Origin of the sequence: Parapedobacter indicus (genome assembly GCF_900113765.1) — a bacterium.
Classification (GTDB): Bacteria; Bacteroidota; Bacteroidia; order Sphingobacteriales; family Sphingobacteriaceae; genus Parapedobacter; species Parapedobacter indicus.
The window spans coordinates 752,855-768,676 of sequence record NZ_FOQO01000002.1 but is presented as its reverse complement, the minus strand read 5'-3'; the positions used below and the strand labels follow the sequence as shown (position 1 = coordinate 768,676).

Here is a 15,822-nt window from a genome sequence, read left to right as displayed (position 1 = left end):
GATTGAGATGATGAATCAATTCAAACAAATTTTGGTACGCACGCGCATCGCATTGCTGGCAGCGGGTGTGTTGATGAGTTGCGCGGTAAAGGGCCAAACGGTGATCTACGTTGCCCCGGAGGGGAGTGATGCAGCAGATGGCTCTGCACAACACCCCGTTGCAACCCTCGAAGCTGCCATCCGGATGCTTGAAAAGCGCCCCGCTGCGGATTCCTTGACCCTGCAACTGGCTGGTGGAACGTATCGGTTATCAACACCGCTTGTGCTGGACGGCACGTCGCCCATCGCAAAATGGAAGCACGTGGCACTCAAAGCCGCTCATGGGCAGCAAGTTATTATTTCCGGCAATCGGTTGATGGAAGGGAAGTGGCAGGCCGCGGGCGATAACCTCTGGAAATGCCCTGTGGAAGGTGTTTTCAATCAGCTGTTCGTGAATGGCAAACGGGCAACCCGGTCGAGGTATCCCAATGCAAGTGAATGGTTGGAGCCGGATTCGATTAATTTCGGGAAGCATGAACTGTACTTCCAAGGCAAGCTACCCGCCGCCTTCGAAAAAATAAAAGGGGCCGAACTTCATGCCACGGGTATGTGGCATTGGAACCGTCAGTACATCGAACGTTTCGATGGTAAAAAACAACGCGTCGTGACGGTAACCTATCCCGGTACCGAAGCGAGCTATACCAAGATCGGTAAACGGGACCGTGTTCATTTCGAAAATGCCAAGGCGTTTTTAGACACCGAAGGCGAATGGTACCTGGACCGCGAAAAGCGGTTGCTGTATTATTTTTCCAAAGAAAAGCCGGACGATCAGGTCTTCGAATACCCGGCGTTAACCCAGCTGTTTCGCCTGTCGGGGTCGGTCAACCAGCGGATCAGTGATTTTTCAATCAACGGGATTACGTTTGAGGGCACCGAATGGGACATGACGGCCGTCGAACGGAAAGGATTGCAGGCTGGTTTCTGGGGTACAGGGCGGACGGATTCCGTGTATGCTCCCCCGGCTGCGCTTTCGCTGGCATGGGTTGCGAATAGCCGGATTACGGATTGCACCTTCCGCAACCTGGGTGAGGGCGCCATTTCGCTTGGCGATGGGTGTACTTATAATGCAATTGAGGGTAATCGATTTGAAGACGTTGGCAGTAATGTGATCCAAATCGGATACCGCCGTGCGTACCTGGGCAAGGGGCATCCGTTGCACCTGGACTTTGAAGATGCGGCCCTCGTATCGCACCACAACCTCATCCGGAACAATGTACTGGATAATTTCGGTACCACGGATCGCGGGGCCGTCGGCATATGGATCGGTTATTCACACAATAACCGGATTGATCATAATCGGATATCCAATTTCCCCTATGCGGGAATCAACGTGGGATGGTATTGGGGAACGGATACCACATTGGTCGCGACCCATTGCCACCACAATACCATTGCTTGGAATGATATATCCAAAGGTATGCGCTACCTCTCGGATGGTGCAGGGATTTATTTAGTAGGTAACCAGCCCGGTACCGTCATCCACGATAATTTTGTGCACCAGATCGGCGGTGGATTTACCATCACATCGGGTATCTATGTGGATGAAGGCGGGGCGAATATGACCATCACCGGCAACTATTTCGATGCCTTGGATAACCCGAACGAAGCCCACGCGATTAAACTGCACAAGAATGCCATCCCGACTATGACCATCTATAACAATGGCGGTGAATACCGGGTAAACCCCATCCATACCAATCCGGCGTATAAATACGGTAAATATGCGGAGGTGAGGTTGGTGAGACCGCCGTTCCCGCGGCTTTATGGCGTCCAGGAAAAATAGCGGGGTGGATATGACAAGGTCACGATCGGAAACCATCGCTCGTTTTCAAAGCCAGCCGGAAATACCGGTATTGATCCTTGGTGCGGGAATCAATGGCGTGGGGTTGCTGCGCGAGCTTGCGCTCCAAGGCATCGATGCGCTTTTGGTAGATAAGTCGGATATCGCTGCGGGTGCCAGTTCGGCACCTTCGCGAATGATTCATGGGGGGCTGCGCTACCTGGAAAACCGGGAGACACGCTTGGTACGGGAAAGTCTGAAAGAGCGAAATCTCCTCCTGCAGAACGCGCCGCATTATGTGAAGCCGTTGGCAACAACGATTCCCGTTTTTCATCGGACATCTGGCATTTTTAATGCTATGAAGGTTTTTTTTGGCTTAAAAGGGAAGTCGGTAAATCGGGGGGCACTGTTGGTCAAAATTGGATTAACCGCGTACGATTGGTATACGCGTCGCAACCGGGTAATGCCGAAACATCGGCTGTGGTCCAAAGCGGAGTCGCTGCGGCATCGGCCAGCGCTTAACCCGGCTATCGTAGCCACCGCAACGTATTACGATGCGTGGATATCATATCCGGAACGCCTCTGCGTAGAGTTGGTCAATGACGCGCTGCAGATAAACCCGCGGTGCGCCTTTCTGAATTACTGCAGTCTTGCGCAGCTGACACCAAACGGCGGGGTCATGCTGCAAGACCATCTCACAGGCGAAGCCTTCGAGGTGAAACCAGAGGTGGTGGTCAATGCTACAGGCGCGTGGATCGACCAAACCAACTTGGCAATGGAAAGCAAAACGTCGTTCATTGGCGGTACGAAGGGCTCGCACCTGGTTATCAACAACCGGGAACTTTATGAGGCCACACAGGGCCAGATGCTTTTTTATGAAAATGCGGAGGGACGGATTTGCATTCTTTTCCCGATACATGGCAACGTGTTGGTGGGATCCACCGACGTACGTATAGATCATCCCGATAAGGTGATCTGCGAACCGTGGGAGGTGGAATATATGCTGGAGTCTGTCAAACAAGTGTTTCCTTCCATCGATATCAAGACTTCGGAAATTGTATTCCGGTTTACCGGCGTGCGCCCACTGCCGCATTCGGGGGCGACCGTAACGGCGCAGATATCCCGCGATCATGCCATCCAGACGTTGCCACCCGTTGGTAGGCGTCGGTTTCCCGTTTATTCACTGGTTGGGGGCAAATGGACGACCTTCCGTGCTTTTTCAGCCATTGCCACTTCACAGATCGCGGCTTACTTAAACGTACCGGTGGTTGCCGACAGCGAGCAAATGCCCATCGGCGGTGGTAGGGACTTTCCGACGACCGATTTGGCGAAGGATGCATGGTTGGCGAAGATGAAGCGGTTACATCCGGCGCTTACCGATCAACGCTTGGAAGTGCTGCTAGCGCGCTACGGCACCACGGCCGAAGCAGTCTGTGATTTTTGCGGTGCGGACGAAGACAGGTCGCTGCATGCTCTGCCCGACTATACGTGGCGTGAAATCGAGTTCCTGATTCGATTCGAATACGTGGTACACTTGGATGACCTCATCCTTCGCCGCACGGTGATGGCCTTTACCGGCGCCGTAAGCCGGCCGCTGTTGGAGGAACTGGCCACAATTTTTGCAAGCGTAAAGGGGATGCCGGGCATCGAGGCGCAAGAAATAGCACGAACAATAAGCATTTTACAGCAAAAACATCAAGTTAATAGTAACTAATTATGTATCAATCAACAAAGGTCCGATTAAATCGGATGTTTAACGAATCCGGCAAATGCTTGGATGTGGCCGTAGATCACGGTGTTTTCAATGAGTATGACTTCCTAGACGGACTGGAAAATATGGAATCGGTTGTCTGGAGTCTGGTCAACGCAGGTCCGGACGCCATACAGACCAACTATGGGCAGAGCGATATTCTGCAACGCATACCCGGTAAATCAAAACCGGCATTGGTGATGCGGGTCGACTACGGAAACCCGTATAATGCCCAGACCCATAAGGTGATGTTTAGCGAGCTGCAGAACGAAGAGGAACCGATACTGGAGGCTTTACGCATGGATGCATCCTGCATTGTGGTCAATTTGCTTTTGGTGCCGGGCGAGCCCGCGCTTCACCGGGCAAGCCTACGGAATATCAGCAGACTTCGTGGGGTATGTGATCGCTATGGGATGCCGATGATGATCGAGCCCCTGGTGATGAAGGGCAACGACAGCCGCGGCGGATACCAAGTGGATGGCAATAAAAAGCTGGTGGTTCCTTTGGTGAGGCAGGCACGGGAGCTGGGGGCAGATGTCATCAAAGCCGATCCTACCGACCATGTGGAAGATTATCACGAAGTGGTGGAAGCGGCACGCTGCCCGGTATTGGTGCGCGGCGGCGGCAAAGCGGATTTAAAGGATCTGTTTACAAAAAGTTATGGGTATTTACAACAAGGGGCTATGGGGCTGGTGTACGGCAGGAATATTTACCAACATCCCAACCCGTCACAAATCGTGAAGGCATTTATGCAGATGATCCATAACGGGGCTACTCCGGAAGCGGCCTGGCAAATCTATTCGACCGATGGAAAAGGCAACTGATTTTATCGGCCGGTTTAGCCATGTGCCATTGCTGATCGGCAATCAGTGGACAGGCAGCAGGGGTAACGACACCACACCGGTGTATAACCCATCCAAGGGACAGGTCATCGCGCATACGCCCTCCGGCATTGCAGAGGATGTGGACCGGGCCGTGAAAGCGGCCAACGACGCGTTCCCATCGTGGGCAGCTGTCCCCGCTCCCAAGCGGGCCGATATCCTGTTTCACTACCGGGAGCTGCTCGCGGAGCACCTCGAACACATCGCCTGGCTGATCGCTACCGAAAACGGAAAAACCATCGAAGAGGCGCGCGGGGATATACGCCGCGGATTTGAAGTGGTTGAGTTTGCCTGCGGCATTGCGCACCTGACCAAAGGAGAGAACCTGGGTCAGCTTGCGGCCGAAATTGACGGATTGACCATGCGTGAACCATTGGGTGTATGCGTGGGCATCAGCCCGTTTAATTTTCCGGCTATGGTGGCCATGTGGATGTTTCCCCTCGCGATAGCGTGCGGAAATACGTTTGTATTGAAACCAAGTGAAAAAGTGCCGTTAACGGCATTGTACCTGGCTGATTTATTGGTGCAAGCGGGTCTTCCTGCCGGCGTATTCAATGTGGTACACGGAGGCCGTGAGGTGGTGGAAGCGCTGTGTGTGCATCCGGATGTTGCCGCCATCAGTTTCGTGGGGTCGTCTGAAATTGCCTTGCGGGTGTACCAACTGGGTACCAGTCGCGGTAAACGTGTTCAGGCAGGTGGGGGTGCCAAAAATGTCCATGTAGTGATGCCTGATGCAGATTTTGATTCGGCGGTCCGGGCAGTTGTTGGGGCAGCATTTGGATGTAGCGGCCAGCGTTGTATGGCCGGATCGACGTTGATGATTCCGAATGGAACCGACGCTGCATTTCTGCAGCAGTTGAATGCGGCGGTTGATCAGCTGGTCGTTGGCGACACAACTGGCCAAGTGGATGTGCAGATGGGGCCGGTCATCGATGGGCTGGCAAGAGATCGGATATCTGACACGATTCAACATGCCGTTTCGCAGGGTGCCAAACCGATGCGCGATGGACGTAGGTTTCAAGATACCGACGGCTTTTTCTTGCGACCTACGTTGTTGGATGAGGTAAGCCCGGATATGGAAGTGTTCCGTCGGGAGGTCTTCGGTCCGGTATTGTCGATCGTACACACGAGTACGTTGGATGAATCCATCCGCCTTGCAAATACACTGCCTTTTGGGAACGGCGCAACAATCTATACTAGCAACGGCGGAGCAGCACGGAAATTTGCGCGGGAAATGAAATGCGGGATGATCGGCGTGAATGTGGGGGTTCCGGCGCCGATGGCTATTTTCCCGTTTTCGGGGTGGAACCAGTCGTTTTATGGCGATTTGCACCTTCAGGGAACCGAAGGAATACTGTTCTATACCCGTCAAAAGGTATTGCTTTCCCGATGGGATACGAACTACGAACGGATAAATGGATGGTAATGGAACAACCGATTGTAACTGCTTATGACTTTAACGCCCCCCGGCAAATCATTGCCGGGGGCGGGACATTCGGGAAGCTGCCCGAGCTGGTCATCGGGTTGAAGGGTACCCATGTGTTGATCGTAACCGACGGATACCTTTTGGAACAGGGGTTGGTCCGCGAGGCGATCAGCAGCCTTTCGGAAGCCGGCATCAAGAGCGTCGTTTTCCACCGCATTTCTCCCGACCCTACAATGGATAGCGTACTGGAAGGGTTGGCACTGCTGCGGCAGCATTCCTGTGATGCGATCGTCGCATTGGGTGGGGGCAGCCCCATCGATGCAGCAAAGGCCATTTCAGTATTGGCAACCAACGACGGGCCGTTGACCCGTTACGCCGGCTATCACCTGATTCCAAATCCTGGCTTGCCGTTGATTGCCGTGCCCACCACCGCAGGCACGGGGAGCGAGGCGACCCGGGTAGCTGTAATCACCGATGAACTCCGGCAGGTAAAGATGATGCTATTTGACAATGCCCTTTTACCGGACATCGCGGTGGTAGACTACCGGTTATCGATGACGATGCCGCCCCAACTTACGGCGTATGTCGGTGTGGATACACTCACGCATGGATTGGAGGCCTACGTGTCAAAAAAGCGGAATCCCTTCTCGGACCCGATTGCGTTATCTTGTATCGGGCTCGTTGGCCAGCATCTCCTTAGGGCGTATACATGCCCTACAGATGAGGCTGCACGTGAAGGCATGGCTATCGCAGCATGCCAAGGCGGACTGGCGTTCTCCAACAGTAGTGTCTGCCTCGTTCATGGCATGAGCCGTCCATTGGGTGCGGTGTATCATTTGGCCCACGGCCTGTCCAATGCAATCTTGTTGCCCGCGGTCACCCGGTTTTCAGTAGCGGGTTGCGAGGCGCGCTATGCTACCGCGGCACGGACCATGGGCGTCGTAGCGCCTGAATTGACCGATGTAGAGGCGGCTGATGCCTTGGTTTACGCGTTGGAAGCGATGAATCGGCAGCTAAACGTTCCGCGATTACGCGATTGCGTCGGCGTATCATGGGCCACGTTCGAGCAGTCGGTCAGCAAAATGGCGGCCGATGCCCTGGCATCCGGAAGTCCGCAAAACAATCCGGTGGTGCCGACAACGACGGAAATTGAGCAATTGTATTTGACCTGCTGGTAACCTAAAAAAGTGAATGCATGGAATCGTATCTATTGGGGATAGATTGCGGTAACACCGTATGTAAGGCGACCCTCTTTTCCCTGACAGGGCGATCCGTTGGCACCGCTTCGAGCCGTCTGAACACGCGGTTATCCAAACCGGGTTTTTACGAGTATGACCTAAGCGAATTATGGACGGTCGTGGCCGGTGTCATCCAGACAGCCATCCAGTCTGCAGGCATTTCTTCATCGGCGATTTTAGCCGTGGGTGTTTGCGGCCACGGAAATGGCCTTTATGGCTTGGATGGAGATGGCAAACCGCTGGTGGGCATCCAGTCGCTGGACTTCAGGGCCGAGGCGATTTGCCAACGGTGGAATGACGACGGGGTGTCCGCCGCTGCGCTTCCGCTTTCGAGGCAATATTGCTGGCCGGGGCAGACCAATTCATTATTAGCTTGGTTACGACTGCATGATTTGCCGACTTATGGCCAACTCGGAACCGCGTTTTTCTGTAAGGACTACCTGAATTATTGTTTAACGGGAGTGGTTTCTACTGACTATTCAGACCTGTCGGTTACCAATTTAATGGCCATTGAAGACCGCAAGCTGAATACCACATTGTTCGACCTGTTCGGGCTATCCGAGCTACAAACCCTAATCCCGCAACCCCGCCGAAGCGAATCCGTGATCGGGGGGATTACCGCGGAAGCATCGCGCGAAACCGGATTGCCCGAGGGCATACCTGTGATTGCCGGAATGATTGATCTGGTTGCCAACATGGTTGGCTGCGGCTCAATCCACCCGAGTTCAGCAACGGTCATCTCCGGATCGTGGAGCGTTAACTGCTTGCTGTCTGACGGTCAAATTCAAGCCGAAGAATTGGCCATGGTTTCCCTGTTTGCAGATCCTATGTTGCAAATCGCCGTGGAAGCCAGCCCTACGGCCATGACAAACCTGGAGTGGTTTGTCAATCAATTTATGAAAAGAGCGAAAAAGAAATGCATTCGCAAAGGCACATCCGTTTTTGCTTATTGCGATCAAAGGCTGGCGGATCGCGGCCGTGTGGACTCGGACGTCCTGTTCTTGCCCTTTTTGCACGGTAACAACCTAAACGGGATTATCCGTTCGGGGTTTTACAACCTATCGGGTTCCCATACGAAAGACGATCTGTTGCAGGCGGTGTATGAAGGGATTGCATTCAGCCACTTGGCTCACGTGCAGCGGCTTCGTTCGACCGGTCCGGAAATCCGCAGTGCACGGTTTACCGGCGGTGGTGCCCGCAGCCCCGTTTTCTCCCAATTGCTTTCGAGCGTTTTGCAGACGCCGCTGGAATCCGTGCAGGTAGCAGAAACCGGTTGTTTGGGTGCGGCCATAGCAGCCGCTGTCGGCATTGGCCGGTACCCCGATTATCACGTGGCTTGCGGGCAGATGGTCATCCCCGGAAAAACCTATGTTCCCGATGAAGCCATGGCGAGTTATTATCAAGGAAAATTTGATGGCTATACAGCATTGGTGCAGTCAATAATCAAACGAAGGGCATAGCGTTTGTAAAACTGCGGCTATTCCATTTTTGTCACCGATTTTACTCCGCGTATTTCTTTGACGCATATACACAGGCAATCACCCCCACGGTAACCGCTAGCATGCCGGGGCTTATGTGTTCGTGAAGCAACGTTGCCGCGAGTGCCAGGCCGAAAAATGGCTGCAGCAGCTGCAACTGACCCACCGAGGCGATGCCGCCCTGTGCCAGGCCCCGGTACCAGAAGATAAAACCGATGAACATGCTGAACAGCGACACGTAGGCCAGACCAATCCACGCGGCGGGACGAACGCCTGCCACAGAAGGAGGTAGGTAGACAAACGCGAGCGGCAGCATGACGGGCAACGAAAGGACCAGTGCCCAGGAGATGACCTGCCACCCGCCGAGTTTCCGGGATAGTGCGGCGCCCTCAGCGTAGCCCAGTCCGCACAGGAAGATGGCACCCAGCATCAGTACATTACCCTTCGGCGATGCCGTAATGCCCTGCCACACTGCATAAGCAATTACCAATAAACTCCCGATGACAGAGAAAAGCCAAAATAGGGGGTGTGGGCGCTCTCCGCCGCGTAATACACCGAATGCAGCGGTTGCAAGCGGGAGCAGCCCGAGAAAGACAAGAGAGTGGGCAGACGTAATGTATTGCAATGCCAACGCGCTTAACAGCGGAAAACCCACCACCACCCCGATGGCTACGACAAGGAGGGAAAGGAGCTGACTTGGCGCAGGGCGCTTTTCGCCCGAAATCAACAGCACGGCGAGAGCAAGTACCCCCGCAATAGCGGCGCGGGCCAACGTAAGAAACACCGGATCAAGGTCGAGTACCGCGGCACGTGTGGCGGGCAATGAGCCACTGAAGAGGACGACGCCGATGAATCCATTGATCCAGCCGCGGGTCGTCTGGGGAGTCGTCATACACGATCTATTTTTTTGTCAACGCGGTGCCTTTGTGAGCAGCGATGTGATCCGATTTATCGCTTTTGATTTCATACTGCGGATCTGCTTCGGTAGCGTGATGGGTATACCCTTTATAATCGAAATCCGCCGTATGCACCTTAATGATGGTGCCCGAGACGCGGCCGGCTTCCGAATTCCAGCTTACTTTATCGCCGACTTTAAATTTTTTGGCCATGATGAGGAATTTTGTCGATTTTACAAATTTTCGTCTGAATAAACAACTCGGTCGCCCACAATTCGGGCAGGCGACGTATAGGGGTGCTCCTGCGTTTTACCGGGCGCCATAATATGTAATACCGTCCAGCCTTTTGCCTTTAAATAGTCGGACACCATTGAGCGATGACACCGCCACCAAACGGCCTCCGCACACATGTACGCGATTGGATGTTTCAAAGCAACCGTTTCAAGCTGGACGATAGCCCGTTCAAAATCTTCGGTTTCCATATAATCGGCATAACCGCGGAATGAAGCATTATGCCATCGATTGTTCCTCGAATCTTTTTGTACCTGTCTTCTGCCACCCAGCTCTTTCAGATACAAGTAATGTATCCCATTTTTTTTCAGCGAGATTTTCAGATTTTCTTGGTCAAACCAAGGGTACTTCCGTGAGCCGGGAAGCCTTCGTATGTCTACCAGCTCCTTGATGGCGAAGGACTGTAGCATCGTCACAAAATCATCCAGACAATGGTTGGAATGTCCGACGGTATATACGACAGGTTGTTCGGGTGGCTTCACAAAGTAGCTAACGGACTATCCGCCGGAATGTTTTCACCAGGGTATCATCGTGCCCTCCTTGGCATGATCCGCAGCAGCCACTGCTAATTTGTTTGAATAGATGGTTAAACCACCTGAATCATTGTTGCCGCATTTATGTGTTCTTTGTAATCCATAGGGCGGCCGGTGTACCAATGATAAACCATGCCTTTGGCTTACCCTGAAGTTCCTGCTATGGATGTGGTGTGGGAAACGGATAAAGATCACTGAAGGGCAATTATGAAAAGAGCTACTTGGGATATTTTCGTGAAAGAGCTGTACGATCGGTACTACCTGCGCATGTGTGAATTCGCGTACCGGTTAGTTGCATGCCGTGAAGCCGCCAGAGATATCGCGCAGGATGCTTTTGTAGTGCTATTGGAAAGTCAGTCGCGGGTAAGTGATAATCCGGCAGCCATAAAGAGCTATTTGTATAGTATCGTGAAAAATGCTGCGCTTAATAGGGTACGGCACCAACACATCGCAGCTCGCATCCACACGCAACATAAAATGGATGAAGCCGATGAAATGGGTGCGCTTCAGGCGATGGTACACGCTGAAATCATCGGCGAACTCCATACCGCGCTTGATTCATTGCCCGGACGATGTGCCAGCGTATGCAAAATGGCTTACCTGGAGGGTAAGAAGAACCAGGAAATAGCCGATGAGTTGGGCGTCAGCATCAATACCGTTAAAACTCAGAAACAACGAGCAATTTTCCTGCTCCGCAATAAACTGTCGCCACAGTCATTTGCCGTGATCCTTTCGCTCCTGTTATCCTAGAACCGGAGTTTCGCTTTTTCAAAAAAAAATCTTCGCGGCTTTTCACCCATTTTTTAAGTTCATGTTTCTTATTCATAAACCAACGGGAAAGATCGGTTATGGACAAAGATCATATAGAATTGGTACAGCTTGTTTTGGCGCATATAAAGGGTACGCTGAATGAGGCTGATGCCGCGTTGCTGAAAGGGCGGGCAGCACACGATCCCTTTGTCCGCGAATTGCTGCGTGAATACCAAGATGACCTCATGACAGCAGAAAAGCTGGATGCGCTGGACGCAATTCCACAGGCAGCGGATTGGGAAGAGGTGTTATCCAAACGCCGTGCACGACGCAGAAAGATAATAAAGCGGATGTGGATGGGAATGGCCGCTGCCGTACTGCTCATGGTTGGAATGGCATGGCTGATGATGTGGCCAACGATAAACGGAACAACAGTTCCGGATACGCAATATGGCCACAAAAATGATGTCTTGCCCGGGGGCAATAAAGCGATACTTACCTTGTCCGATGGCAAACAAGTAGTCTTGAACGACCGGGAATCAGGGCAGCTGAACGATGCATCGTCTGTTGTTGACCTGCAAGCAGGCAGGTTGGTATACCACGGCGGGGCCTCCCAAACCCAGGGAGCGGCTAAGCATCAGATAGTCGTGCCGGTAGGGGGTACCTATCAACTGGTACTCAGCGACGGTACGAAAGTATGGGTGAATGCGGATTCCAAACTGATCTTCCCCGCAGGGTTTGCTACTCACGAACGCCGGGTAACCATAGCCGGAGAAGCGTACTTCGAAATTGCCAAAGATGCCGCCCGCCCATTTATCGTGGAAGTAGACAAGCTGCAGATTACCGCGCTGGGTACGGCCTTCAACGTGAACAGCCACGCGCGAACCGGTCAGGTAAAGACGATCCTGACAGAAGGAGGAATCAAAGTAAGCAACGGCAGGCGCGAACAGCTATTGCAGCCTGGTTTTGCATTGGTTTCACAGGCGGATGACATGCGCGTAGAGGCCGCAGATCTCGAAGAGGCACTGGCCTGGAAAGATGGATATTTTTATTTTAACCATAAAAACATGGAGGAAATCCTCGATGAAGTGGCCAGGTGGTATGGCGTGGAGGTGGTAAGCACCGTGGCGTGGGGCAGCAAAAAATATATCGGCGATATCAAACGGAGCTCCACACTGGGTGGGGTGTGTGCACTGCTCGCCGACCTGAGCGGTAAACAATTTTCCATCGAGGGAAAAAAACTCATTGTAAATTAACTGAAAAAGGAGGTGCGTTTTGAAAAAAACTAGCTAACACAATACGATGCATCACTAAAAGTCCGAAGGTAAGCCACTACCTCCGGACACGATAAGGTAGGATGTACAGGAACGATTATAACCCAATACAATAACCTTAATAATCAAATTTATGGATAAAATTTCGCACGGCCAATTTATACGTATCATGAAACTTACGTGGATTTTCATCAGTATATTTTCATTGGGAGGATATGCGAACACATCGGGGCAGACCGTAGACCTCGATGTGAAAAACAGTTCAGTAAAAACGGTTTTTTCGGAAATCAGGAAGCAGACAGGCTACCGGTTTATCTACGAGGAAAGCCTGCTCAGGAGCGGCTTGAAAATAACGCTCACCGCTAAGGGAGCGTTGAAGGAGGTATTGGATAAAATGACCGAAAAATACCCATTGGAATACTACATGCATGAGGGTACCATCGTGGTAAAAGAGAAGGTGGGCGTTCCCGTGGCCGTCAACCCGGGCCCAAACCCTCGGGCACAGGTTCAGGATCGGATAACCGGCAATGTGTACGACCAAACAGGCACGGCCTTGGCGGGCGTGTCTGTAAAGGTAGCGGGTAAACCGACGGAGGCAGCCACAGATGAGAAGGGGCGGTTTCGCATTGCAGCCGTTGTGGGGGATAGCTTGGTGTTTAGCTACCTTGGCTATGAGACCGCTACGGTACTGGCCGATAGATTGTCCGTAAACGTGACCATGCGGCAAGCAGAGGCGGCAGACTTGGATGAAGTGGTCGTAGTGGGCTACGGCACCGTGCGACGTTCAGACCTGACGGGCTCCATCGCATCGGTATCGGCCGAGAAGCTGACGCAGGTCAATGCGGTTTCCACCATTGCGCAGGGATTGCAGGGACATGCCGCAGGTGTGCAGGTAACACAGGCGTCGGGCCAGCCCGGCGAATTTATGCGGATAAAGATAAGGGGGACCAATTCGCTGGGTGCCAGTAACGATCCCTTGTACGTGATAGACGGCATGCCGGTGGATGGCCTCACCTCGCAGCTTAACCCCAACGATGTGGAAAGTGTCAGTGTATTGAAAGATGCTTCATCAACGGCTATCTACGGCTCGCGCGGAGCTAACGGCGTCATCATGATCACGACCAAAAAAGGAAAGGCGGGCGAACCGTCCATTAGCTACAGCGGCTACGCGGGAGCACAAGACCTCCGCAAAAAGGTGGAGTTGATCAATGCTGCGGAATTCGCGCAATTGCAGAACGAGGTGGCCACCAATGACGGAACCTCCTTGCCATGGACACCGCAGGAGATTGATGCACTCGGCGAAGGAACCGACTGGCAGGACCTGGTGTACCGCACGGCGATGGTACAGAGCCATGACCTGTCCCTCTCGGGCGGGAATGAAAAGACCCGGTATTTTAGCTCCTTCGGTTATTTCAATCAGGATGGGATTATCCGTAACTCGTCGTTCGACCGATACTCGTTCCGGGTTAACCTGGATCAGAAAATTAGCGAAAAGCTGCAGTTCAATACGAACCTTTCGGTGCAGCAATCAAACTTTGAACGGGCGCAATACCAAAGCGCCGACGGCAGCGGTGGCATCCCTTTTACCACCATGGTGATGCCGCCTACGCAGGGCGTGTACAATGCCGATGGGGTATATACTCGATTTACGGGTGTACCATGGGGAGAAACCAACCCAGTGGGCCTCTCCGAAAACTGGCACAACCCTTCCAAAAATCTTCGCTTGCTGGGTAACGTGAACCTCTCGTACCAGATCATGGACGGCCTGAAGCTGAATGTGAGTGCGGGCCTGGACCACAGCAGCGATAAATCGGAAATCTATTATCCGGGCAACATTACGCTTGGGCAAGGTACCGATGCCGACGGCCAACCGGTATTCGGCAGAGCCTCCAGAAATTACGGAACCAGCTTTTCGTTCCTGAACGAAAATACACTGGAATACGCCAGGGAGATAGGCAGCCACAACCTGAACGTAGTGGTGGGGCTGACCTACCAGGACAGCAGGAGCGACGAACTGAAAAGTGGATCAGGATTGGGTTTTCTCAGTGACATCTTTGGGGCAAACAACATCCAGGCGGCAGTTACCAAAGCGCAACCATCTTCGTCTTTTGGCGATAACAAATTGGTTTCCTACCTGGGACGCGCCAATTACCATTACAACAACAAATATTACGTAACCCTCACCGCGCGCTACGACGGCTCTTCGCGATTCGGTGCGAATAACAAATTTGCATTTTTCCCTTCGGGTGCGCTAGCGTGGGCGGTCTCTGAGGAAGATTTCCTGAAAGACAGCGAAGCCATTTCCAATTTGAAACTGCGGACAAGCTTCGGCTTCTCCGGAAACCAGGCCATTGCCAATTACCAGACGCTGGCCAACCTGACCAGTGTGGATATTGCATTGAATAACACACAACATACGGGCTTTTCATTGTCGGCACTGGAAAACAGGGATTTGAAGTGGGAAACCACGCGGCAGTTGGACCTGGGGCTAGACCTGGGTCTGCTCAACGGCAAGCTCAACATCACGGCCGATTGGTACGACAAAAGGACAACGGATCTGTTGCTGGGGATCAATCTGCCGGGTTCGAGCGGATTCAGCAGGGTGTTGCAAAATGTGGGCGCAGTGCGCAACAGGGGGGTGGAATTCCAGGTGTCCTTACAGCAAAGCCTTGGCAACGTTACCTGGAATCCGATCCTTACGGTATCACACAACCGGACAAAGGTGCTGGACCTAGGGGTGGATGCGCATAACAATCCGATCTCCTTCATGGAAATCGGTACAGGAGGCAATTGGTTTCCCACCATCGTGGGACAGTCCATGATGCAGTTGTACGGCTATACCGTGGAAGGCATCTACCAAACCGATGCCGAAGCGGTGGAAAATGGCGAACCGACGAAGAAGGCGGGCGACTACCGGTTTAAGAACTGGGACGGAGAAGGGGTAGTCAACGACCAGGAGGATCGTACGGTGCTGTCTAACTTCGAACCGAAGTTTACTTTTGGTTTCAACAATCACTTTACGTATAAACGGCTGGATTTTTCATTCCTGATCGTAGGTAGCTATGGCAATGACATTGCCAATGAATTCCGTAAATACAACATTACGATGAACGGCAATTGGACGCCTACCCGCGAAGCGTTTGAGCAACGCTGGCAGGGTAGCGGCAATGTGATAGACAAGCCTTCCGCGGGCAGCGGAAGCGCAGTGAGAGATTACGCCAACAGCCTTTGGTTGGAGGATGGTTCGTACCTGCGGCTGCGGGATGTGACGCTTGGTTATTCATTTGCTCCACAGGTATTCCGCAGGGAGAAAGCATCATCCATTAGGGTATACGTAAGCCTACAGAATTACCTCACCTTTACGAACTATTCAGGATATGACCCTGAAGTATCGTGGGCTTCGGCCAGCATCGTGGGATGGGATAGGGGCAACTACCCATCTACTAAATCCATTACTGCAGGACTGAATATTACTTTTTGATAGAA

General features: G+C 52.7%; 12 protein-coding genes. 9 read left to right on the top strand and 3 right to left on the bottom strand.

Features of this window, described 5'->3' with window-relative positions; translation table 11 throughout:
* Positions 1–7: 7 nt before the first annotated feature.
* Genes BMZ56_RS06655 through BMZ56_RS06630 form a run of 6 tightly spaced genes read left to right on the top strand, consistent with a single transcriptional unit; the run spans position 8 to position 8,574 of the window.
* A complete protein-coding gene (locus tag BMZ56_RS06655; RefSeq protein WP_090625750.1) occupies positions 8–1,822 on the top strand; it encodes a right-handed parallel beta-helix repeat-containing protein in 1,815 nt (604 codons plus the stop codon).
* Between the two features lie 10 nt (positions 1,823–1,832).
* Positions 1,833–3,533, top strand: a complete 1,701-nt coding sequence (locus BMZ56_RS06650; protein ID WP_177195063.1) for a glycerol-3-phosphate dehydrogenase/oxidase — start codon at positions 1,833–1,835, stop codon at positions 3,531–3,533.
* A gap of 2 nt (positions 3,534–3,535) precedes the next feature.
* Positions 3,536–4,393 carry a class I fructose-bisphosphate aldolase gene (locus BMZ56_RS06645; RefSeq protein WP_090625748.1) on the top strand — a complete coding sequence of 286 codons (858 nt, stop codon included), beginning with the start codon at positions 3,536–3,538 and terminating at the stop codon, positions 4,391–4,393.
* Complete coding sequence (locus tag BMZ56_RS06640) at positions 4,377–5,876, top strand: CoA-acylating methylmalonate-semialdehyde dehydrogenase (protein ID WP_090625747.1); 1,500 nt, start codon at positions 4,377–4,379, stop codon at positions 5,874–5,876. The genes BMZ56_RS06645 and BMZ56_RS06640 overlap by 17 nt, the downstream gene beginning before the upstream one ends.
* Positions 5,876–7,054 carry an iron-containing alcohol dehydrogenase gene (locus BMZ56_RS06635; protein WP_177195062.1) on the top strand — a complete coding sequence of 393 codons (1,179 nt, stop codon included), beginning with the start codon at positions 5,876–5,878 and terminating at the stop codon, positions 7,052–7,054. Before BMZ56_RS06640 ends, BMZ56_RS06635 begins: the two co-directional genes overlap by 1 nt.
* A gap of 17 nt (positions 7,055–7,071) precedes the next feature.
* Positions 7,072–8,574: an FGGY-family carbohydrate kinase gene (locus tag BMZ56_RS06630; protein ID WP_090625745.1), complete on the top strand. Its 1,503-nt coding sequence runs from the start codon at positions 7,072–7,074 to the stop codon at positions 8,572–8,574.
* A gap of 40 nt (positions 8,575–8,614) precedes the next feature.
* Here the strand turns inward: BMZ56_RS06630 and BMZ56_RS06625 are convergent, their stop codons facing one another.
* The 3 genes from BMZ56_RS06625 to BMZ56_RS06615 are packed head-to-tail and all read right to left on the bottom strand — an operon-like array spanning position 8,615 to position 10,261.
* On the bottom strand, positions 8,615–9,484 hold the full coding sequence (locus tag BMZ56_RS06625; RefSeq protein WP_090625744.1) for a DMT family transporter: 870 nt from the start codon (positions 9,482–9,484) through the stop codon (positions 8,615–8,617).
* Between the two features lie 7 nt (positions 9,485–9,491).
* The gene (locus tag BMZ56_RS06620; protein ID WP_090625743.1) at positions 9,492–9,701 is read right to left on the bottom strand and encodes a hypervirulence associated TUDOR domain-containing protein; all 210 of its coding nucleotides are present in this window, start codon (positions 9,699–9,701) and stop codon (positions 9,492–9,494) included.
* Between the two features lie 20 nt (positions 9,702–9,721).
* Positions 9,722–10,261, bottom strand: coding sequence for a DUF488 domain-containing protein (locus tag BMZ56_RS06615; protein ID WP_245893108.1), 540 nt, complete (start codon positions 10,259–10,261; stop codon positions 9,722–9,724).
* Positions 10,262–10,519: 258 nt separating this feature from the next.
* Between BMZ56_RS06615 and BMZ56_RS06610 the strand changes: the two genes are divergently transcribed.
* The 3 genes from BMZ56_RS06610 (at position 10,520) to BMZ56_RS06600 (ending at position 15,817) form a co-directional block, all read left to right on the top strand.
* Positions 10,520–11,062: an RNA polymerase sigma-70 factor gene (locus BMZ56_RS06610; protein WP_090625737.1), complete on the top strand. Its 543-nt coding sequence runs from the start codon at positions 10,520–10,522 to the stop codon at positions 11,060–11,062.
* Between the two features lie 98 nt (positions 11,063–11,160).
* A complete protein-coding gene (locus BMZ56_RS06605; protein WP_090625735.1) occupies positions 11,161–12,318 on the top strand; it encodes a FecR family protein in 1,158 nt (385 codons plus the stop codon).
* Between the two features lie 151 nt (positions 12,319–12,469).
* Complete coding sequence (locus BMZ56_RS06600) at positions 12,470–15,817, top strand: SusC/RagA family TonB-linked outer membrane protein (protein WP_090625732.1); 3,348 nt, start codon at positions 12,470–12,472, stop codon at positions 15,815–15,817.
* Positions 15,818–15,822: the final 5 nt, after the last annotated feature.